This window comes from Serratia sp. CY40230 (assembly GCF_052168835.1).
GTDB classification, from domain to species: Bacteria; Pseudomonadota; Gammaproteobacteria; order Enterobacterales; family Enterobacteriaceae; genus Serratia; species Serratia nematodiphila.
The window spans coordinates 620,502-641,351 of sequence record NZ_JBJNLX010000003.1; the positions used below are offsets into that span (position 1 = coordinate 620,502).

Consider the following 20,850-nt stretch of genomic DNA (forward strand, 5'->3'; position numbering starts at 1 on the left):
ACAAATGGGTGATGGTAAGGAGTTTATAGTGAAAAAGTGGTTGTGTGCCGCAGGCCTCGGTTTAGCAATGGCTGCTTCAGCTGGCGTTCAGGCAGCAGATAAGATCGCTGTCGTTAACGTCTCCAGCATTTTCCAACAGCTGCCGGCCCGCGAAGCGGTCGCTAAACAGCTGGAAAACGAGTTTAAAGGCCGTGCAAGCGAACTCCAGAACATGGAACGTAGCCTGCAGACCAAAATGCAACGTCTGCAGCGTGACGGCGCTACCATGAAAGCCAGCGACCGCAGCAAGTTGGAAAAAGACGTGATGGCGCAACGCGAGCAGTTCTCTCAGAAAGCCCAGGCTTTCGAGCAGGACAACCGCCGTCGCCAGATGGAAGAACGTAACAAGATCCTGAGCCGTATTCAGGACGCGGTGAAATCTGTCGCCAGCAAAGGCGGTTATGACGTGGTGATCGACGCCAACGCCGTTGCCTATGCAGACTCTTCCAAAGATATCACTGCTGACGTGCTGAAACAGGTTAAATAACACATGCTTTCAATTCGACTGGCTGATTTAGCGCAGCAGTTGGATGCACAATTGCACGGTGATGGCGATCTCGTCATCACCGGCATTGCTTCTATGCATTCGGCACAGCCTGGCCAAATCACGTTTTTGTCAAACAGCCGCTATCAAGAGCAGCTGTCTTCCTGCCAGGCAAGCGCCGTGGTGCTTACCGAAGCGGATTTACCACACTGCCGTGCTGCGGCGCTGGTGGTTAAAAACCCTTATCTGACCTACGCGCGCATGGCGCAACTGATGGACACTACGCCGGCACCAGCGCAGGATATCGCGCCAAGCGCGGTGATCTCGCCTGAAGCGCAGCTGGGGCAGAACGTCGCCATTGGAGCGAACGCGGTGATCGAGTCGGGTGCGGTGCTTGGCGATAACGTGGTTATCGGCCCGGGCTGCTTCATCGGCAAACACGCACGCATCGGCGCGGGAACGCGTCTGTGGGCGAATGTCACAATTTATCATGCGGTTGAAATCGGCCAGCGCTGCCTGATCCAGTCCGGCACCGTGATTGGCGCGGACGGTTTCGGCTATGCGAACGAGCGCGGCGAATGGATCAAAATCCCTCAGTTGGGCTCGGTGATTATCGGCGATCGCGTCGAAATCGGCGCTTGCACCACCATTGACCGCGGCGCTTTGGATAACACCCAAATCGGGAATGGTGTTATCATCGACAACCAATGTCAGATTGCACATAACGTCGTGATTGGCGACAATACCGCCGTCGCCGGCGGTGTGATCATGGCCGGCAGCCTGAAAATCGGCCGCTACTGCCAGATCGGCGGTGCCAGCGTGATCAACGGTCACATGGAGATTGCCGACAAGGTTGTTGTTACCGGAATGGGAATGGTTATGCGACCAATCACCGAACCTGGGGTATACTCTTCGGGCATTCCGTTGCAGCCTAACAAGGTTTGGCGTAAAACCGCTGCGTTGGTGATGAATATCGATGAGATCAGCAAACGCTTGAAAGCTGTCGAACGTAAAGTCGGAAAAGACTAATCATTGCCGCCCGCCCTGGCGGGTACAAAACGAAACGCGTTGGTCGTGAGACCAAAAGCGCAAAGAGATGTTAATTTGCGGCCTGCATGATGATCTCCTTTTGGGGTCAGCGCAGGCCGTGTTGTTGATGCCATCAGTTTTTAGAGACAGGAAGAGTATTTTGACTACTGACACTCATACTCTGGATATTGCAGAAATTTTGGATCTGCTTCCTCACCGTTACCCGTTCTTGCTGGTCGACCGCGTCCTCGAGTTTGAAGAGCACAAATATCTGCGTGCGGTGAAGAACGTATCGGTGAATGAACCGTTTTTCCAGGGCCATTTCCCTGGCAAACCGATTTTCCCAGGCGTATTGATCCTGGAAGCCATGGCGCAGGCCACCGGTATTCTGGCGTTTAAAAGCGTCGGCAAACTGGAGCCGGGCGAGCTGTATTACTTCGCCGGTATCGACGAAGCACGCTTCAAGCGCCCTGTGGTGCCAGGCGATCAGATGGTCATGGAAGTCACCTTCGAGAAAACTCGCCGCGGTCTGACTCGCTTCAAAGGCGTGGCGACCGTTGACGGTAAAATTGTCTGCGAAGCAACCATGATGTGTGCCCGCAGCCGGGAGGCTTAATCCGTGATTGACCAAACCGCCTTTATCCATCCTAGCGCGATAGTCGAAGAAGGCGCCGTGATCGGCGCCAACGTGCATATCGGCCCTTTCTGCTACGTCGGCTCCCAGGTGGAAATCGGCGCCGGCACGGTGCTGAAATCCCACGTGGTGGTGAACGGCATTACCAAGATTGGCTGCGATAATCAGATTTATCAGTTCGCCTCTATCGGCGAAGTGAATCAGGATCTGAAATACGCGGGCGAACCGACGCGCGTTGAAGTGGGCGATCGCAACCGCATCCGCGAAAGCGTGACCATTCATCGCGGCACCGCGCAGGGTACCGGCCTGACTAAAGTGGGCAACGACAACCTGCTGATGGTCAACGTGCACGTCGCCCACGATTGCGTGGTCGGCAATGCTTGCGTGCTGGCCAACAACGCCACGCTGGCGGGGCATGTGGAAATCGACGATCACGCCATCATCGGCGGCATGACGGCGATCCACCAGTTCTGCATTATCGGCGCGCATGTGATGGTAGGCGGTTGTTCCGGTGTCGCTCAGGACGTGCCTCCTTTCGTCATCGCTCAGGGCAACCACGCTACGCCGTTCGGCGTCAACGCGGTCGGCCTGAAGCGCCGCGGTTTTGACAAGGATGAAATGCAGGCAATCCGCAACGCCTACAAAATCCTGTATCGCAGCGAGAAAACGCTGGATGAAGCGAAAGCGGAAATCGAAGCCCTGGCCAAAGAACAGCCGGTGGTGCAGCAATACCTCGATTTCTTCACCCGTTCCACCCGTGGCATCATTCGCTGAGTTATGTCGAATCGTCCATTGACTATCGGACTGGTCGCCGGAGAAACCTCCGGTGACATTCTCGGCGCCGGCTTGATCCGTGCGCTCAAGGCGCAGATCCCCGACGCGCGTTTCGTAGGCGTCGCCGGCCCGCTGATGCAGGCCGAAGGCTGCGAAGCCTGGTACGAAATGGAAGAGCTGGCGGTCATGGGCGTGGTGGAAGTGCTCGAGCGTTTGCCACGCCTGTTGAAGATCCGCAAGGATCTTACCCGCCGCTTCGATGAGCTGCGGCCGGACGTGTTTGTCGGCATCGACGCGCCGGACTTCAACATCACGCTGGAAGGCCGCCTCAAGCAGCGCGGCATTCGCACCATCCACTATGTCAGCCCTTCCGTGTGGGCCTGGCGGCAAAAGCGCGTTTTCAAAATAGGCAAAGCCACCGATTTGGTGCTGGCCTTTCTCCCTTTCGAAAAAGCGTTTTACGATCGTTTCAACGTGCCTTGCCGGTTTATTGGCCACACTATGGCGGACGCCATGCCGTTGCAGCCCGACCGGCTGGCGGCGCGCGCTCAGCTTGGCATCGCTCCGCAGGCGCGCTGTCTGGCCTTGCTGCCGGGCAGCCGCGGCGCCGAAGTCGAGATGCTGAGCGCCGATTTCCTCAAAACCGCGCAGCTGCTGCGCACCCGTTATCCCGAGCTGGAAGTGGTGGTGCCGCTGGTCAACGCCAAACGGCGCGAGCAGTTTGAGCGCATCAAGGCCGAGGTTGCACCGGATTTGACCGTACACCTGCTGAACGGGCAGGGGCGCGAAGCGATGATCGCCAGCGACGCGGCGCTGCTGGCATCCGGTACGGCGGCTCTGGAGTGCATGCTGGCCAAGTGCCCGATGGTGGTGGGCTATCGCATGAAGCCGTTCACTTTCTGGCTGGCGCAGAAGCTGGTAAAAACGCCTTACGTTTCGCTGCCGAATCTGCTGGCGGGGCGGGAGATCGTCACCGAGCTGTTGCAGCATGACTGCGTGCCGGACAAACTGGCCGCCGCCGTGATGCCGCTGCTGGAAGAGAGCCCGGAAACCGACGCGCTGAAACAGACTTTCCTTACCTTGCACCAAAGCATCCGTTGCGGTGCGGACGAACAGGCCGCTCAGGCTGTGTTGGAGCTGGCGAAAGCATGATTGAACCCTTTATCTATCCCGCTGCCACGCTGATTGCCGGTGTGGACGAAGTGGGCCGCGGCCCGTTGGTCGGCGCGGTGGTCACCGCCGCCGTGATCCTCGATCCGGCGCAGCCGATCGTCGGTCTGGCGGACTCCAAGAAACTCAGTGAAAAACGCCGCCTGACGCTGTATGACGAAATCGTCGCCAAGGCGCTCTCCTGGAGCCTGGGGCGCGCCGAACCGGCGGAAATCGACCAGCTGAACATTTTGCACGCCACCATGTTGGCGATGCAGCGCGCGGTGGCCGGGTTGCATATCGCGCCGGACATGGTTTTAATCGACGGTAACCGTTGCCCGAGCTTGCCGATGCGTTCGCAGGCGGTGGTGAAGGGCGACAGCCGCGTGGCGGAGATCAGCGCGGCGTCCATTCTGGCGAAGGTCACGCGCGATCGCGAAATGGCCGAGCTGGACAGCGAGTACCCGGACTACGGTTTCGCGCAGCATAAAGGCTACCCGACCGCCTTCCACCTGGAGCGGCTGGCCGCGCTGGGCGCCACCGAGCATCATCGCCGCAGTTTCGCGCCGGTGAAAAGAGCGCTGGCGCTGTAGTCTGCGAGCCTGACCGGCTCGACGATAGCATTAACCCGGGCTCAGCCTGCTGAGCCCCTTCAATCAGGTATCTGGAGATGGCCGAACCTCGTTTTATTCACCTGCGCGTCCACAGTGACTACTCCATGATTGATGGATTGGCCAAGACGGCGCCGCTGGTGAAAAGAGCCGCCGCGTTAGCCATGCCTGCACTGGCAATCACCGATTTCACCAACCTGTGCGGGCTGGTGAAATTCTACGGCAGCGCGCACGGCGCCGGGATCAAACCGATCATCGGCGCGGATTTCCATGTGCAAAGCGAAGAGCTGGGCGATGAACTGGCTCAGTTGACGGTGCTGGCCAGCAACAACGAAGGCTACCAGAACCTGACGCTGCTGATTTCCCGCGCCTATCAGCGCGGCTACGGCGCCGCCGGCCCGACTATCGATCGCGACTGGCTGATTGAACATCGCGAAGGGCTGATCCTGCTCTCCGGTGCGCGTCAGGGCGATGTCGGCAAGTTTCTGCTGCGCGGCAACCAGGCGCAGGTGGATCAGTGTCTTGATTTCTACCAGCAGCATTTCCCGGACTGTTACTATCTGGAACTGATCCGCACCGGCCGTCAGGACGAAGAGAACTACCTGCATGCGGCGGTGGCGCTGGCCACTGAGCGCGGCTTGCCGGTGGTGGCCACCAACGACGTGCGCTTCCTGGTGGAAGATGACTTCGACGCCCATGAGATCCGCGTAGCCATTCACGACGGCTTTACGCTGGACGATCCCAAGCGGCCGCGCAACTACAGCCCGCAACAATACATGCGCAGCGAAGACGAGATGTGCGAACTGTTCGCCGACATCCCGGAAGCGCTGCTGAACAGCGTCGAAATCGCCAAGCGCTGCAACGTCACCATTCGCCTCGGCGAATACTTCCTGCCGCAGTTCCCGACCGGCGATATGAGCACCGAGGACTTCCTGGTGCTCAAATCGAAAGAGGGGCTGGAAGAGCGTCTGGAGTTCCTGTTCCCCGATCCTGAAGTGCGCGCGCAGCGCCGCCCGGAATATGACGAGCGTCTGGACGTCGAGCTGAAGGTGATCAACCAGATGGGCTTCCCTGGCTACTTCCTGATCGTGATGGAGTTTATCCAGTGGTCGAAGGACAACAACGTACCGGTGGGCCCGGGGCGCGGCTCCGGCGCCGGTTCGCTGGTGGCCTATGCGTTGAAAATCACCGACCTCGATCCGCTGGAGTTCGATCTGCTGTTCGAACGCTTCCTGAACCCGGAACGTGTCTCAATGCCCGACTTTGACGTCGACTTCTGCATGGAGAAGCGTGACCAGGTGATCGAGCACGTGGCGGAGATGTACGGCCGCGAAGCGGTATCGCAGATCATCACCTTCGGCACCATGGCGGCGAAAGCGGTTATCCGCGACGTGGGCCGCGTGCTGGGGCACCCGTACGGCTTCGTCGATCGCATTTCCAAGCTGGTGCCGCCGGATCCGGGCATGACGCTGGAGAAAGCCTTCGCCGCCGAACCGCAGCTGCCGGAGATTTACGAGGCCGACGAAGAGGTCAAGGCGCTGATCGACATGGCGCGCAAGCTGGAAGGGGTGACGCGCAACGCCGGTAAACACGCCGGGGGCGTGGTGATCGCGCCGACCAAGATCACCGACTTCGCGCCGCTGTACTGCGATGCCGAAGGGAACCACCCGGTGACCCAGTTCGACAAGAATGACGTGGAATACGCCGGGCTGGTGAAGTTCGACTTCCTCGGTCTGCGCACCCTGACCATCATTGATTGGGCGCTGGAGATGATCAACGCCCGGCGCGCCAAGACCGGGCTGGAACCGATCGACATCGCCGCCATCCCGCTCGACGACAAGAAAAGTTTCGACATGCTGCAGCGCTCGGAAACCACGGCGGTGTTCCAGCTTGAATCGCGCGGCATGAAAGATTTGATCAAACGTCTGAAGCCCGACTGCTTCGAAGACATGATCGCACTGGTGGCGCTGTTCCGTCCGGGGCCGCTGCAGTCGGGCATGGTGGATAACTTCATCGACCGCAAACACGGCCGTGAAGAGATCTCCTACCCGGACATTCAGTGGCAGCACGAGTCGCTCAAGCCGGTGCTGGAGCCGACCTACGGCATCATCCTGTATCAGGAACAGGTGATGCAGATTGCCCAGGTGCTGGCCGGCTACACGCTGGGCGGCGCGGACATGCTGCGCCGTGCGATGGGTAAAAAGAACCCGGTCGAAATGGCCAAGCAGCGCGGCGGCTTTGAAGACGGCGCCAAAGCGCGCGGCATCGACGGCGAACTGTCGGTGAAAATCTTCGACCTGGTGGAGAAATTCGCCGGTTATGGCTTCAACAAATCGCACTCCGCCGCCTATGCGCTGGTGTCGTACCAGACGCTGTGGCTGAAGGCCCACTACCCGGCCGAGTTTATGGCGGCGGTGATGACCGCCGATATGGACAACACCGACAAAGTGGTGGGGCTGGTGGACGAATGCTGGCGCATGGGGCTGAAGATCCTGCCGCCGGACATCAACAGCGGCCTGTATCACTTCCACGTCAACGACGACGGCGAGATCGTGTACGGCATCGGCGCCATCAAGGGCGTAGGGGAAGGGCCAATCGAGGCGATTATCGAGGCGCGCAACAGCGGCGAACAAGGTTACTTCAAAGACCTGTTCGATCTCTGCGCGCGCTCCGACATCAAGAAACTGAACCGCCGCATTCTGGAAAAACTGATCATGTCCGGGGCGTTCGATCGCCTTGGGCCGCACCGCGCCGCGCTGATGAATTCGCTCGGCGACGCGTTGAAAGCGGCGGATCAGCATGCGAAAGCCGAAGCTATCGGCCAGGTGGATATGTTTGGCGTGCTGGCGGAAGCGCCGGAGCAGGTGGAGCAATCCTACGCCAATATCGCGCCCTGGCCGGAGCAGGTGGTGCTGGACGGTGAACGGGAGACGCTGGGGCTGTATCTGACCGGCCACCCGATCACCCAGTACCTGAAGGAGATCGAACGTTACGCCGGTGGCCAGCGTTTGAAAGACATGCACCCGACGGATCGGGGCAAAATGACTACCGCCGTCGGGTTGGTGGTCGCCGCGCGGGTGATGGTGACCAAGCGCGGCAACCGCATCGGCATCTGCACGCTGGATGACCGTTCGGGCCGTCTGGAAGTGATGTTATTCACCGAAGCGTTAGAAAAATACCAGCATTTGTTGGAAAAAGACCGTATCCTTATCGCCAGTGGACAGGTCAGCTTTGATGACTTTAGCGGCGGGCTTAAAATGATGGCCCGCGAGGTAATGGACATCAGTGAAGCCCGGGAAAAATACGCTCGCGGGCTTGCTATCTCGCTGACTGACAGGCAAATTGATGACCAGCTTTTGAACCGTCTCCGTCAGTCGTTGGAACCCCATCGATCGGGGACGATTCCAGTGCATCTCTACTATCAACGGGAAGATGCGCGAGCCAAGCTGCGTTTTGGCGCAACCTGGCGCGTGACGCCCACCGACCGCTTGTTGATCGACTTGCGGACGTTGGTAGGCAATGAGCAGGTGGACTTGGAATTTGACTAAAATAGGAATGCTATGAGTCTGAATTTTCTTGATTTTGAACAGCCGATTGCAGAGCTGGAAGCGAAAATTGACTCGCTGACTGCAGTCAGCCGTCAAGACGAAAAATTAGATATTAATCTGGACGAAGAGGTTCAGCGCCTGCGTGAAAAGAGCGTTGAGCTGACGCGCAAGATTTTTGCCGATCTTGGGGCCTGGCAAATTGCCCAATTGGCACGCCACCCGCGCCGTCCTTATACCCTGGATTATATCAAACACATCTTTACCGACTTCGAAGAGTTGGCGGGCGATCGCGCTTACGCTGACGACAAAGCGATCGTCGGGGGGATTGCGCGTCTGGATGGCCGCCCGGTGATGATCATCGGGCACCAGAAAGGCCGTGAAACCAAAGAGAAGATCCGCCGCAACTTCGGCATGCCGGCGCCGGAAGGCTACCGCAAGGCGCTGCGCCTGATGGAAATGGCCGCACGCTTCAAGATGCCGATCATCACCTTTATTGATACCCCGGGCGCTTATCCAGGCGTGGGCGCGGAAGAACGCGGCCAGTCGGAAGCTATCGCGCGCAACCTGCGTGAGATGTCGCGTCTGAACGTGCCGGTCATCTGCACCGTCATCGGCGAAGGCGGCTCCGGCGGCGCGCTGGCGATCGGCGTGGGCGACAAGGTGAACATGCTGCAGTACAGCACCTACTCGGTGATTTCGCCGGAAGGCTGTGCTTCCATCCTGTGGAAGAGCGCCGATAAGGCCCCGCTGGCTGCAGAAGCGATGGGCATCACCGCACCGCGTCTGAAAGAGCTGAAGCTGATCGACTCGGTGATCCCGGAGCCGCTGGGTTCCGCGCACCGCGACGTGCCGGCGATGGCCGCCGCGCTGAAAGCGCAGCTGCTGGCCGATCTGAAAGATCTGGATGGTCTGAACGACGAAGAGTTGCTCAACCGCCGTTACCAGCGTCTGATGAACTACGGCTACTGCTGAGTTCTGTGCTTCGCTGCAAGAAACCGCCTCCGGGCGGTTTTTTTTTGGGCTACACACCGCCGGATTTTCGTGGTGTTATAGAGACTTGGCCGTTAACTGACAGGAGCTGCCGATGAATATCATCGCCATCATGGGCCCGACGGGCGTCTACTACAAAGATGAGCCGATTCGCGAGCTCCACGCTGCGCTGGCCGCCATGGGATTCCAGCTGGTGTACCCCAAAAACAGCGGTGACCTGCTGAAGCTGATCGAAGCCAACGCCCGCATCTGCGGGGTGATCTTCGACTGGGACGACTACAGCCTGGAGCTGTGCAGCGAGATCAACGAGCTGAACGAATACCTGCCGCTGTATGCCTTTATCAATACCCACTCCACCTTCGACGTCAGCCTGCATGAAATGCGCATGGTGCTCTATTTCTTCGAGTACGGCCTGAATGCGGCGGACGACATCGCGCAGCGCATCCAGCAGTACACCGCGGAATACATCGACACCATTACGCCGCCGCTGACCAAGGCGCTGTTCAACTATGTGCGCGAAGGCAAGTACACCTTCTGCACGCCGGGCCACATGGCCGGCACCGCGTTTCAAAAAAGCCCGGTGGGCTGCCTGTTCTATGACTTCTTCGGCGCCAATACCCTGAAGGCCGACATCTCGATTTCGGTTACCGAGCTCGGTTCGCTGCTGGATCACACCGGGCCGCACCTGGAGGCCGAAGAGTATATCGCGCGCACCTTCAACGCCGAGCAGAGCTATCTGGTCACCAACGGCACCTCCACCGCCAACAAGATCGTCGGCATGTATTCGGCGCCGGCGGGCAGCACGGTACTGATCGACCGCAACTGCCATAAATCGCTGTGCCACCTGCTGATGATGAGCGATATCGTGCCGATCTATCTGCGCCCGCTGCGCAACGCCTACGGCATCCTCGGCGGGATCCCGCAGCGCGAATTCACGCGCGAGAGCATCGCCGCCCGGGTGCAGGCGACGCCGAACGCCACCTGGCCGGTGCACGCGGTGATCACCAACTCCACCTATGACGGCCTGTTGTACAACACCGACTACATTAAGCAGACGCTGGAGGTGCCGTCGATTCACTTCGATTCCGCCTGGGTGCCTTACACCAACTTCCATCCGATTTACGACGGCAAGAGCGGCATGAGCGGCGAGCGGGTGCCCGGTAAGGTTTTCTACGAAACCCAATCCACCCACAAGCTGCTGGCCGCCTTCTCGCAGGCCTCGATGATTCATATCAAGGGCGACTACGATGAGAGCACCTTCAACGAAGCCTACATGATGCACACCACCACTTCGCCGCACTACGGCATCGTGGCGTCGATGGAGACCGCTGCCGCCATGCTGCGCGGCAACCCGGGGCGGCGTTTGATCAACCGTTCGGTGGAGCGCGCGCTGCATTTTCGCCGAGAGGTGCAGCGGCTGCGCGAGGAGAGCGACAGCTGGTTCTTCGATATCTGGCAGCCGGAAGAGATCGATGAGGCGCAGTGCTGGCCGCTGGATCCGGACGATAACTGGCACGGTTTCGGCCAGACCGATCGCGATCATATGTACCTCGATCCGATCAAGGTGACGATCCTGACACCGGGCATGAATGAGCTGGGCGCGCTGGAAGAGGAGGGGATCCCGGCGGCGCTGGTGGCGAAGTACCTCGACGAACGCGGCATCGTGGTGGAGAAGACCGGGCCGTACAACCTGCTGTTCCTGTTCAGCATCGGCATCGATAAAACCAAGGCGATGAGCCTGCTGCGCGGCCTGACCGACTTCAAGCGCGCCTACGATCTCAACCTGCGGGTGAAGAACATGCTGCCGGATCTGTACGCCGAAGATCCGGATTTCTATCGCCATATGCGCATCCAGGATCTGGCCGCCGGCATTCATCGCCTGATCCGCCAACACGATCTGCCAGGCCTGATGCAGCGGGCGTTCGACGTGCTGCCGGAAATGAAGCTGACGCCGCACCAGATGTTCCAGGAACAGGTGCGCGGCAATGTCGAAACCTGCGAGCTGGATCAGTTGGTGGGCAAGGTGGCGGCCAATATGATCCTGCCTTATCCGCCGGGCGTGCCGTTGGTGATGCCGGGGGAAATGATCACCGAAGAGAGCCGTGCGGTGCTCGATTTCCTGCTGATGCTATGCTCGATCGGTGAGCGCTATCCCGGTTTTGAAACCGATATCCACGGCGCCAAACTGACGGAAGACGGGTGCTATCTGGTGAAGGTGCTGAAAGCCCCGCAGCCATAAGGCCATAACGCGCCCGGCGGTTTGGCAAGATAAGCCGGGCTTTTTCATTGACGGCATCGCCGCCGCCGGATACCGTGCCCCATCAGAATGAACAGGGGAGGGTTTCTATGCTGGCATTACGTCAGGTGCACCACATCGCGATCATTGGCGCGGACTACACCGCCAGCAAGCGTTTTTACTGCGACATTCTCGGGTTTACCCTGCTGAGCGAAGTCTACCGTGAGGAGCGCGGCTCCTGGAAAGCGGATCTGGCGCTCAACGGGCAATACACCCTCGAGCTGTTTTCTTTCCCCTCGCCGCCGGCTCGCGTCAGCCGCCCGGAGGCCTGTGGCCTGCGCCATCTGGCGTTCAGCGTCGACGACATCGATCAGGCTATCGCTCATCTGCAGGCGGCCGGCGTTGCCTGCGAACCGGTGCGTGTCGATCCCTACACCCAATCCCGCTTTACCTTTTTCAGCGATCCCGATGGTTTACCGTTAGAATTATACGAGAGTTAACGGCTTAATCGCCTCCCGGCGGCCACAGCCGGGGGCGGTTATGCTATGATCGCGCCCTTGCCCTACATGCCTACAGAGTTATTTCCGCCATGCAAGAGCCTGCTTTTCGCGTCGGGGAGTGGCTGGTTACTCCTGCCGACAACACCATCAGCCGCGACGGCCGCCAGAAAACGCTGGAACCGCGCCTGATCGACATGCTGTGCTATTTCGCCCGGCACCCCGACGTGGTGCTGAGCCGCGACGAGCTGATCGACAACGTCTGGAAGCGCAATATTGTCACCAACCACGTGGTGACCCAATGTATTTCAGAGCTGCGCAAGTACCTGAAAGACGGCGACAGCGACAGCCCGGAATACATTATCACCGTGCCCAAGCGCGGGTATAAGCTGGCGACGTCGGTGATCTGGTGTGAAGAGGGGGAGACACAACCCGCGATTGCACCGGCGCCGCAGATCGCGGTGATCATGCATGAGCCGGAAGACGGCAGCGATGATGAAGAGGATACGCCCTATGTGCCGCCGCGCCGGGCAAGCGTGCCGGCTGCCGCGCCCGGCGAGAAGAAGCCGCATTTTTATCGCCGCTCGACGTTCTGGGTGTGGCTGGCGTTTCTGAGTGCGCTAAGCGTCTGCGTGGCGTTTGTCGGCATCGCCACGCTGTCGCAGCGCGTGCCGGTATCGACCATGCCGGTGCTGCTCAACCCGCGCGATATCGATATCCGCATTCAGGGCGGCGAGAGCTGCAGCAACTGGATGCCGCAGCTCTCTTACGTGGTGGGCGTCAGCGAGCTGATTACCGATTCGTTGAACACTTACTCGACCTTCCTGGTGCACGACCAGACCAACTACAACTATTCCGGCCCCAGCAACTCGGGCAAGTCGCTGTATATCGAGTTCGTCAATCAGCGCCACTACCGCGCCCAGCAGTGTTTCCTCTCCGTGCGGCTGGTGGATAACGCCGACAGTTCGATCATGTTGGACAAGCGTTACTTCATCACCGCCGATAACCAGCTGAAGATCCAGACCGACTTCCTCGCCAGCCTGTCCGCGGCGCTGAAGCAGCCTTGGCCGCCACAGCTGGAGCAGCGTCTGGCGCAGTTGCTGCCGGACAACGGGCCGTTGCTGCAGCGTTTCTACCAGGCGCATCAGTTGCTGATCCGCGGTGACGCCGATTCGTTGACCCGCGCCAGCGCCCAGCTGAGCGAGCTGATTAACAGCGCGCCGAACTTCCGCTATCTGCTGGCTGAAAAAGCGTTGGTGGATCTGCTGCGCAATTCTTATCAACCGTTCGACAGCCAGACATTGGCGCAATTGCGGGCCGATATCAGCCATCTGGCGACGATCCCCGAATTGAAGAACACGCCGATTATGCAGCAGGTTCTGGCGGTAGATGCCTTGACGCAGGGGCGCATTGACGAGGCGCACCGGGCTATCGATCTGGGGATTGAATTGCAAATGTCGTGGCTGAATTATGTGCTGCTGGGCAAGGTGTATGAAATGCAGGGGCAGAATCATTTGGCGGCCGATTCTTATATTACCGCCTTCAATCTTCGCCCCGGTGAGGATACCTTGCATTGGATCACCAATGGCGTATTCCAGACGTCATTGACCAACGTCGTGCCTTATTTAAATAACTATCAGCGCCAATAATTAACCCAATATCACGCCGCTCTTATTCTTCGGGGATCATGGCGGCGTTATTTATTTGTGAAGTCATGTTGCATGAATGTATTATTTTGCTGCGCGATATTATCTCTTTTTTGCCATTTGTTATGCGTTATTAACCTTGTCATCCTTTTGTTTTTAAATGATGTTTATCTTTTCTTTAGCCTGTCTTTTTATCTTGATGTGTTAATGAAAAACCTCAGGTTATCATTTGTATGATCATGAGCGTAATCTCACTTTATCTTTAGGACTTTATTCCCCCCGATGGTTAGCATCCTGACTATCAAGCCGGCTCATTAAAATCTTTTATTTATGGGCGTGGCTTATAAGAAACGTAAATCAGGAGAAACTGACCATGGCTTCACCCAAGAAAATAGGGCTTATTGCCTGCACCGGCGTGGTCGCCGGTAATATGATGGGGAGCGGGATTGCCTTATTGCCCGCCAACCTGGCGAGTCTCGGATCCATCGCCATTTGGGGATGGGTGATCTCGATTATCGGGGCGATGTCGCTGGCTTATGTGTATGCCCGCCTCGCCACCAAAAACCCACAGCAGGGCGGCCCTATCGCCTACGCCGGTGAAATTTCCCCGGCCTTCGGTTTCCAGACCGGCGTGCTTTATTACCATGCCAACTGGATCGGTAACCTGGCCATCGGCATTACCGCCGTTTCTTATCTCTCCACCTTCTTCCCGGCGCTGAACAACCCGGTGCCCGCCGGCATCGCCTGTATCGCCATCGTGTGGGTCTTCACCTTCGTTAACATGCTGGGCGGAACCTGGGTCAGCCGTTTGACCACCCTGGGCCTGGTGCTGGTGCTGATCCCGGTGATCGTGACCGCCACCCTCGGCTGGCACTGGTTTGACGCCGCCACCTACCAGGCTAACTGGAATACCTCCGGCACCACCGACAGCCATGCGGTCATCAAAAGTATCCTGCTGTGCCTGTGGGCGTTCATCGGCGTGGAATCCGCGGCGGTCAGCACCGGCATGGTGAAAAACCCGAAACGCACCGTACCGCTGGCGACCATGCTCGGCACCGGTCTGGCGGGCATCATCTATATCGCCGCCACCCAGGTGATTAGCGGCATGTTCCCGGCGTCTGAAATGGCCGCCAGCGGCGCGCCGTTCGCCATCAGCGCCTCGGCGATTATGGGCAACTGGGCCGCACCGATGGTTTCCGCCTTCACCGCCTTCGCCTGCCTGACGTCACTGGGTTCGTGGATGATGCTGGTCGGCCAGGCCGGGGTGCGCGCCGCCAACGACGGCAACTTCCCGAAAGTGTACGGCGAGCTGGATAAAAACGGCATTCCGAAGAAAGGCCTGCTGCTGGCCGGTTGCAAAATGACCGCGCTGATGGTGCTGATCACCCTGATGAGCTCCGCCGGCGGCAAAGCGTCCGACCTGTTCGGCGAGCTGACCGGTATCGCGGTGCTGCTGACCATGCTGCCTTACTTCTACTCCTGCGTAGACCTGATCCGCTTTGAAGGGGTCAACGTGCGCAACCTGCTGAGCCTGATCGCTTCGGTGTGCGGCTGTGGCTTCTGCTTCATCGCGCTGATGGGCGCCAACTCATTCGAGCTGTCCGGCACCTTTATCATCAGCCTGATTATCCTGATGTTCTACGCCCGGAAAATGAATACCCGCCAGGCTGCCAGCGCAGCGGCGGTCGATGAAAACACCACGGCCAAAGCGCACTGATTCGCGTCCGCTGACCGACTGAATTTACCCAGCCCCTTTCTTTCCGACCTGTCAGCCGCGACGGGAAGGGGCTTGCTTTGCCAGGAGAAATGCATATGAACGTTATCGCCATCATGAATCACATGGGTGTCTACTTTAAAGAAGAGCCTATCCGTGAACTGCATCAGGCGCTGGAAAGTCTGGATTTCCGCATCGTTTACCCTAACGATCGCGAAGACCTGCTGAAACTGATCGAGAACAACGCCCGTTTGTGCGGGGTGATCTTCGACTGGGACAAATACAACCTGGAGCTGTGCGAAGAGATCAGCCAACTGAACGAGTACATGCCGCTGTACGCATTCGCCAACACCTATTCGACGCTGGACGTCAGCCTGAACGATCTGCGCATGCAGGTGCGCTTCTTCGAATATGCGCTCGGCGCGGCAACCGACATCGCCGCCAAGATCAAACAGAATACCGACGAATATATCGACACCATCCTGCCACCGCTGACCAAGGCGCTGTTCAAATACGTGCGCGAAGGCAAATACACCTTCTGTACGCCGGGCCACATGGGCGGCACCGCGTTCCAGAAAAGCCCGGTCGGCAGCCTGTTCTACGATTTCTTCGGCCCGAACACCATGAAGTCGGATATTTCGATTTCGGTGTCCGAGCTGGGATCGCTGCTGGATCACTCCGGCCCGCACAAAGAGGCGGAAGAGTACATTTCCCGCGTGTTCAACGCCGAACGCAGCTACATGGTCACCAACGGCACTTCCACTGCCAACAAGATCGTCGGCATGTATTCGGCGCCGGCGGGCAGCACGGTGCTGATTGACCGTAACTGCCACAAGTCGCTGACTCACCTGATGATGATGAGCGACATCACGCCGATCTATTTCCGCCCGACCCGCAACGCTTACGGCATCCTCGGCGGTATTCCGCAGAGCGAGTTCCAGCGCGCCACCATCGCCAAACGCGTGAAGGACACCCCGAACGCCACCTGGCCGGTGCACGCGGTGATCACCAACTCCACCTATGACGGCCTGCTGTACAACACCGACTTTATCAAGAACACCCTGGACGTGAAGTCTATCCACTTCGACTCCGCCTGGGTGCCTTACACCAATTTCCATCCGATCTATAAAGGCAAGTGCGGCATGAGCGGCGGCCGCGTGGAGGGCAAGGTGATCTATGAAACCCAGTCCACCCACAAACTGCTGGCGGCCTTCTCGCAGGCGTCGATGATCCACGTGAAGGGCGACATCAACGAAGAAACCTTCAATGAAGCCTACATGATGCACACCACCACTTCGCCGCACTACGGCATTGTGGCCTCGACCGAAACCGCCGCGGCGATGATGAAAGGCAACGCCGGCAAGCGCCTGATCCACGGTTCTATCGAACGCGCGATCAAGTTCCGTAAAGAGATCAAACGCCTGAAAGTCGAATCCGACGGCTGGTTCTTCGACGTCTGGCAGCCGGAGCATATCGATGAGCCGGAATGCTGGCCGCTGCGCTCCGACAGCGCCTGGCACGGTTTCAAGAACATCGACAATGAACACATGTATCTGGACCCAATCAAGGTCACCATTCTGACGCCGGGGATGAGCAAGGAAGGCGAGATGCAGCCGTTCGGCATCCCGGCCAGCATCGTGGCGAAATACCTCGACGAGCGCGGCATCATCGTCGAGAAAACCGGGCCGTACAACCTGCTGTTCCTGTTCAGCATCGGTATCGATAAAACCAAGGCGCTCAGCCTGCTGCGCGCGATGACCGACTTCAAACGCTCGTTCGACCTGAACCTGCGGGTGAAAAACATGCTGCCTTCGCTGTATCAGGAAGCGCCTGATTTCTATGAAAACATGCGCATTCAGGATCTGGCACAGAACATTCACCGCCTGGTGGAGCAACACAACCTGCCGGACCTGATGTACCGCGCATTCGAAGTGCTGCCAACCATGGTGATGAACCCGTACCAGGCGTTCCAGAAAGAGCTGCACGGCGAAGTGGAAGAGGTCTATCTGGAAGAGATGGTCGGTAAGGTCAACGCCAACATGATCCTCCCATACCCACCGGGCGTGCCGCTGGTGATGCCGGGCGAGATGCTGACCGAAGAGAGCCGGCCGGTGCTGGAGTTCCTGCAGATGCTGTGCGAAATCGGCGCGCATTATCCGGGCTTTGAAACCGACATTCACGGCGCCTACCGTCAGGCGGACGGACGTTATCGGGTGAAAGTGCTGAAGGCGAAATAACCGCAGCCAAAAACAGGGGAGGCGCTCGCGCTTCCCCTTTGTCGTTCACCGACTGATGGGAGACCACCATGAAAACACCCTCACAGCCGCGCGCAATCTACTATGTCGTAGCGATACAAATTTGGGAATATTTCAGCTTTTACGGCATGCGTGCGTTACTGATCCTCTATCTGACCCACCAACTCGGCTATACCGACAGCCACGCCATCGATCTCTACAGCGCTTACGCTTCGTTAGTTTACGTCACTCCTATTTTGGGCGGCTGGCTCGCCGACCGCCTGCTGGGCAACCGCGTCGCGGTGATCGCCGGCGCGGCGCTGATGACCCTGGGGCATATCGTGCTCGGCCTGAGCGCGGTCTCCGCCCAGTCGCTCTATCTGGCGCTGGCGATCATCATCTGCGGTTACGGCCTGTTCAAATCCAATATCAGCTGCCTGCTGGGCGAGCTGTACCCGGCGCAGGACTCGCGCCGCGAAGGGGGCTTCTCGCTGCTGTACGCCGCCGGCAACGTCGGTTCCATTTTGGCGCCGATCGCCTGTGGGTTGGCGGCCGAGCGCTATGGTTGGCACGTCGGTTTTGCGTTGGCCGGGATCGGCATGTTCGCCGGTCTGGTGATTTTTCTGCTTGGCGGACGCCATTTCCGCCACACCCGCGGCGTCAATGTGCCGCTGATGCGCGCCAGAAGCCTGGGCCTGCCGCACTGGGGCTGGCTGTTGGCGGCGTTGCTGGCGTCGCCGCTGTTCTTCACGCTGTTGTTTGTGCGCGACTGGGCCGGTTATTTGCTCGGGCTGGTGTGCGTGGCGGCGGTGGTGCTGGTGGCGCGTATTATGCTGCGAGCGGATGCCGGCCAGCGCCGGGGCCTGTGGCAGATCATCGTACTGATGCTGCTGGGCACGCTGTTCTGGGCCTTTGCCCAGCAGGGCGGTAGCTCCATCAGCCTGTTTATCGATCACTTCGTCGACCGGCGCTGGTTCGGCTGGATGGTGCCGACCGCGCTGTTCCAGTCGGTTAACGCCTGCGCGGTGATGCTGGGCGGCGTGGCGCTGGCCTGGCTGGCGAGCGGCGACGGTACGGGCGATCGCACGCTGCGCATCTGGTGCAAGTTCGCCTTCGGCCTGCTGCTGATCGGCGTCGGCTTTACGCTGATGGCGCTCAATACGCGGCTGCACGGGCCGGGATCGATGGGGCTGATGATCGCCGGCCTGGCGGTGATGGGCTTCGCCGAACTGTTTATCGATCCGGTGGCGATGGCGCAGATCACCCGGTTGAATATCCCCGGCGCCACCGGCGTGTTGACCGGTATCTATATGCTGGCGACCGGTTCGATCGCCAACTATCTGGCGGGCATCATCGCCAATCAGACCGCCGAAGACCACATCGAGGGGGCGGCGATGCAGGCGTATGGCCGCATTTTCGCCCAGATTGGCTGGGGAGCGGCCGGGTGCGCGCTGGCAGTGATCGCGGTGCTGGGCGGCTGGTGGCTGCTGACGCGACGCCAGGCCCGGACGGTTAATGCTTGATTGATGACGGTAGGCGGGGTTAACGTGCAGCTATGTAGAAGTGACAAAGCCTACCGATGGATACTGATCAATTAACGACGCAGGTAGCGGACCAGCTGGGCGCGCAGCAGCGGCTGCTGGTGGCGTTCAGCGGCGGCCTGGATTCCAGCGTGCTGCTGCATCTGCTGGCGACGTTGCGCCGCCAGCGTCCGGTGCTGCAGCTGCGTGCGCTGCACGTGCACCACGGCCTGAGCGCCTTCGCCGACCGCTGGGTGGAGCATTGCCGCCGCCGCTGCGCAGACTGGCAGGTGCCGCTGACGGTGACGCACGTGCAGGTGGACGCCCGCCAGGGCGGCATCGAAGCAGCGGCGCGTGCGGCGCGCTATGCCGCTTTCAGCGCAGCATTGGCGGAGGGAGAAGCGCTGCTCACCGCCCAACACCTTGACGATCAAAGCGAAACCTTCCTGTTGGCGCTCAAGCGCGGCAGCGGGCCGGCGGGGCTATCGGCGATGGCGGCGCGCGCCACGCTGGGCGAGCACTTGCTGTTGCGGCCGTTGCTGGGCTGCTCGCGTCAAACGCTGGAAAGCTACGCGCAGCGCCACGCCTTAAGCTGGATAGATGACGACAGCAATCAGGACACGCGCTTCGATCGCAATTTCCTGCGTTTGCAGGTTTTGCCGCAGCTCAACCAGCGCTGGCCGCACTTCGCTTCGGCGGTGGCGCGCAGCGCCAGCCTGTGCGCTGAGCAGGAGCAGCTGCTGGACGAACTGCTGGCGGAACCGCTGCAAAGCCTGTTGGCGGCGGATCGCTCATTGGCGATCGACGGCCTGACCGACTGTTCGCCGGTGCGGCGCTTCGCCTTGCTGCGGCGCTGGATCGCATTGTTCAACGTCACTATGCCGGCGCGTGAGCAGCTACAGCGCCTGTGGGAGGAGGTGGCACTCAGCCGGGAAGACGCCGAACCGCAGCTGCAGCTCGGCGCCTATCAGATCCGCCGTTTCCGTGGCCGACTGCACCTGCTGCCGCCGCTGGCGGCGCTGCGCGGTGTGCATCTGCCCTGGCGGCCTGACGAGCCGTTGACGTTGCCGGACGGGCTGGGGCAGTTGGTTGCCGGTGAGGGCGATCTGGCGCTGCGCGCGCCGCAGCCAGCGCAGCGGATCAGCATTCGTTTCGGCGGCGTGCAGGGCGCCGTGCGCATCGTGGGGCGCGCCCATTCGCGGCCGATAAAAAAACTGTGGCAGGAGCTGGGGATCCCTCCCTGGCAGCGTGATCGCATCCCGTTGATTTATTATGATGAGCAGCTGATCGCCGCGCTGGGCGTATTCGTCTGTGAGGCGGGGCAGGTGGCGGAAGGCGAACGCCCGTGGCGGCTACGCTGGGAAAAAAATCATAATCGCGAGGAGCACTGATGAAGTTAGTGGGGATCACGCTATTGGCCGCCGGCCTGTTCAGCCTGCCGGCGTTGGCGGCGGGGGATGCGGCCGCCGGTCAGGCGAAAGCCGCCGCCTGTGCGGCGTGCCACGGCGCGCAGGGCAAGGTGACGGTGCCGATGTACCCGAATCTGGCCGGACAGAACGCCATGTACCTGCAGCACGCGCTGCAGGCGTACAAGAAAGGAGAGCGCAACGGCGGCCAGGCCGAGGTGATGAAGGCCTATGTGTCGGGGCTGTCGGATGACGATATCGCCGATCTGGCGGCTTACTATGCCAGCCTGAAGCCGTAAATGACGAGGGCAGCCGTTGGGCTGCCCTGTTGGGATGGGG

The 20,850-nt window shown here is 59.7% G+C and carries 16 protein-coding genes; all 16 read left to right on the forward strand.

The window, feature by feature from the left end:
• Positions 1-28: 28 nt before the first annotated feature.
• The 16 genes from skp (at position 29) to ACJ8IJ_RS14590 (ending at position 20,810) form a co-directional block, all read left to right on the forward strand.
• A complete protein-coding gene (skp, locus tag ACJ8IJ_RS14515; RefSeq protein ID WP_004931958.1) occupies positions 29-526 on the forward strand; it encodes a molecular chaperone Skp in 498 nt (165 codons plus the stop codon).
• A 3-nt stretch (positions 527-529) separates the two neighbouring features.
• Complete coding sequence (lpxD, locus tag ACJ8IJ_RS14520) at positions 530-1,552, forward strand: UDP-3-O-(3-hydroxymyristoyl)glucosamine N-acyltransferase (protein ID WP_442518650.1); 1,023 nt, start codon at positions 530-532, stop codon at positions 1,550-1,552.
• 160 nt (positions 1,553-1,712) lie between these two features.
• Positions 1,713-2,168, forward strand: coding sequence for a 3-hydroxyacyl-ACP dehydratase FabZ (gene fabZ / locus ACJ8IJ_RS14525; RefSeq protein ID WP_004931962.1), 456 nt, complete (start codon positions 1,713-1,715; stop codon positions 2,166-2,168).
• Between the two features lie 3 nt (positions 2,169-2,171).
• Complete coding sequence (lpxA, locus tag ACJ8IJ_RS14530) at positions 2,172-2,960, forward strand: acyl-ACP--UDP-N-acetylglucosamine O-acyltransferase (RefSeq protein ID WP_004931964.1); 789 nt, start codon at positions 2,172-2,174, stop codon at positions 2,958-2,960.
• 3 nt (positions 2,961-2,963) lie between these two features.
• On the forward strand, positions 2,964-4,112 hold the full coding sequence (lpxB, locus tag ACJ8IJ_RS14535; protein WP_049187688.1) for a lipid-A-disaccharide synthase: 1,149 nt from the start codon (positions 2,964-2,966) through the stop codon (positions 4,110-4,112).
• A complete protein-coding gene (gene rnhB, locus ACJ8IJ_RS14540; protein ID WP_049187689.1) occupies positions 4,109-4,702 on the forward strand; it encodes a ribonuclease HII in 594 nt (197 codons plus the stop codon). Before lpxB ends, rnhB begins: the two co-directional genes overlap by 4 nt.
• Positions 4,703-4,779: 77 nt before the next feature.
• Positions 4,780-8,268 carry a DNA polymerase III subunit alpha gene (dnaE, locus tag ACJ8IJ_RS14545; protein WP_004931970.1) on the forward strand — a complete coding sequence of 1,163 codons (3,489 nt, stop codon included), beginning with the start codon at positions 4,780-4,782 and terminating at the stop codon, positions 8,266-8,268.
• 12 nt (positions 8,269-8,280) lie between these two features.
• Complete coding sequence (gene accA / locus ACJ8IJ_RS14550) at positions 8,281-9,240, forward strand: acetyl-CoA carboxylase carboxyl transferase subunit alpha (RefSeq protein WP_004931972.1); 960 nt, start codon at positions 8,281-8,283, stop codon at positions 9,238-9,240.
• 112 nt (positions 9,241-9,352) lie between these two features.
• Positions 9,353-11,497 carry a lysine decarboxylase LdcC gene (locus ACJ8IJ_RS14555; RefSeq protein WP_004931974.1) on the forward strand — a complete coding sequence of 715 codons (2,145 nt, stop codon included), beginning with the start codon at positions 9,353-9,355 and terminating at the stop codon, positions 11,495-11,497.
• Between the two features lie 107 nt (positions 11,498-11,604).
• Positions 11,605-11,994: a VOC family protein gene (locus ACJ8IJ_RS14560; protein ID WP_049187693.1), complete on the forward strand. Its 390-nt coding sequence runs from the start codon at positions 11,605-11,607 to the stop codon at positions 11,992-11,994.
• An 89-nt stretch (positions 11,995-12,083) separates the two neighbouring features.
• Positions 12,084-13,640 carry a lysine decarboxylation/transport transcriptional activator CadC gene (cadC, locus tag ACJ8IJ_RS14565; RefSeq protein ID WP_004931978.1) on the forward strand — a complete coding sequence of 519 codons (1,557 nt, stop codon included), beginning with the start codon at positions 12,084-12,086 and terminating at the stop codon, positions 13,638-13,640.
• Positions 13,641-14,010: 370 nt separating this feature from the next.
• Positions 14,011-15,354, forward strand: coding sequence for a cadaverine/lysine antiporter (gene cadB, locus ACJ8IJ_RS14570; protein WP_004931980.1), 1,344 nt, complete (start codon positions 14,011-14,013; stop codon positions 15,352-15,354).
• 95 nt (positions 15,355-15,449) lie between these two features.
• Positions 15,450-17,588, forward strand: coding sequence for a lysine decarboxylase CadA (cadA, locus tag ACJ8IJ_RS14575; RefSeq protein ID WP_004931982.1), 2,139 nt, complete (start codon positions 15,450-15,452; stop codon positions 17,586-17,588).
• A gap of 68 nt (positions 17,589-17,656) precedes the next feature.
• A complete protein-coding gene (dtpD, locus tag ACJ8IJ_RS14580) occupies positions 17,657-19,108 on the forward strand; it encodes a dipeptide permease DtpD (protein WP_286093547.1) in 1,452 nt (483 codons plus the stop codon).
• 56 nt (positions 19,109-19,164) lie between these two features.
• Positions 19,165-20,496 carry a tRNA lysidine(34) synthetase TilS gene (tilS, locus tag ACJ8IJ_RS14585; protein WP_442518649.1) on the forward strand — a complete coding sequence of 444 codons (1,332 nt, stop codon included), beginning with the start codon at positions 19,165-19,167 and terminating at the stop codon, positions 20,494-20,496.
• Complete coding sequence (locus tag ACJ8IJ_RS14590) at positions 20,496-20,810, forward strand: c-type cytochrome (RefSeq protein WP_004931989.1); 315 nt, start codon at positions 20,496-20,498, stop codon at positions 20,808-20,810. Before tilS ends, ACJ8IJ_RS14590 begins: the two co-directional genes overlap by 1 nt.
• The last annotated feature ends 40 nt before the right edge of the window (positions 20,811-20,850 follow it).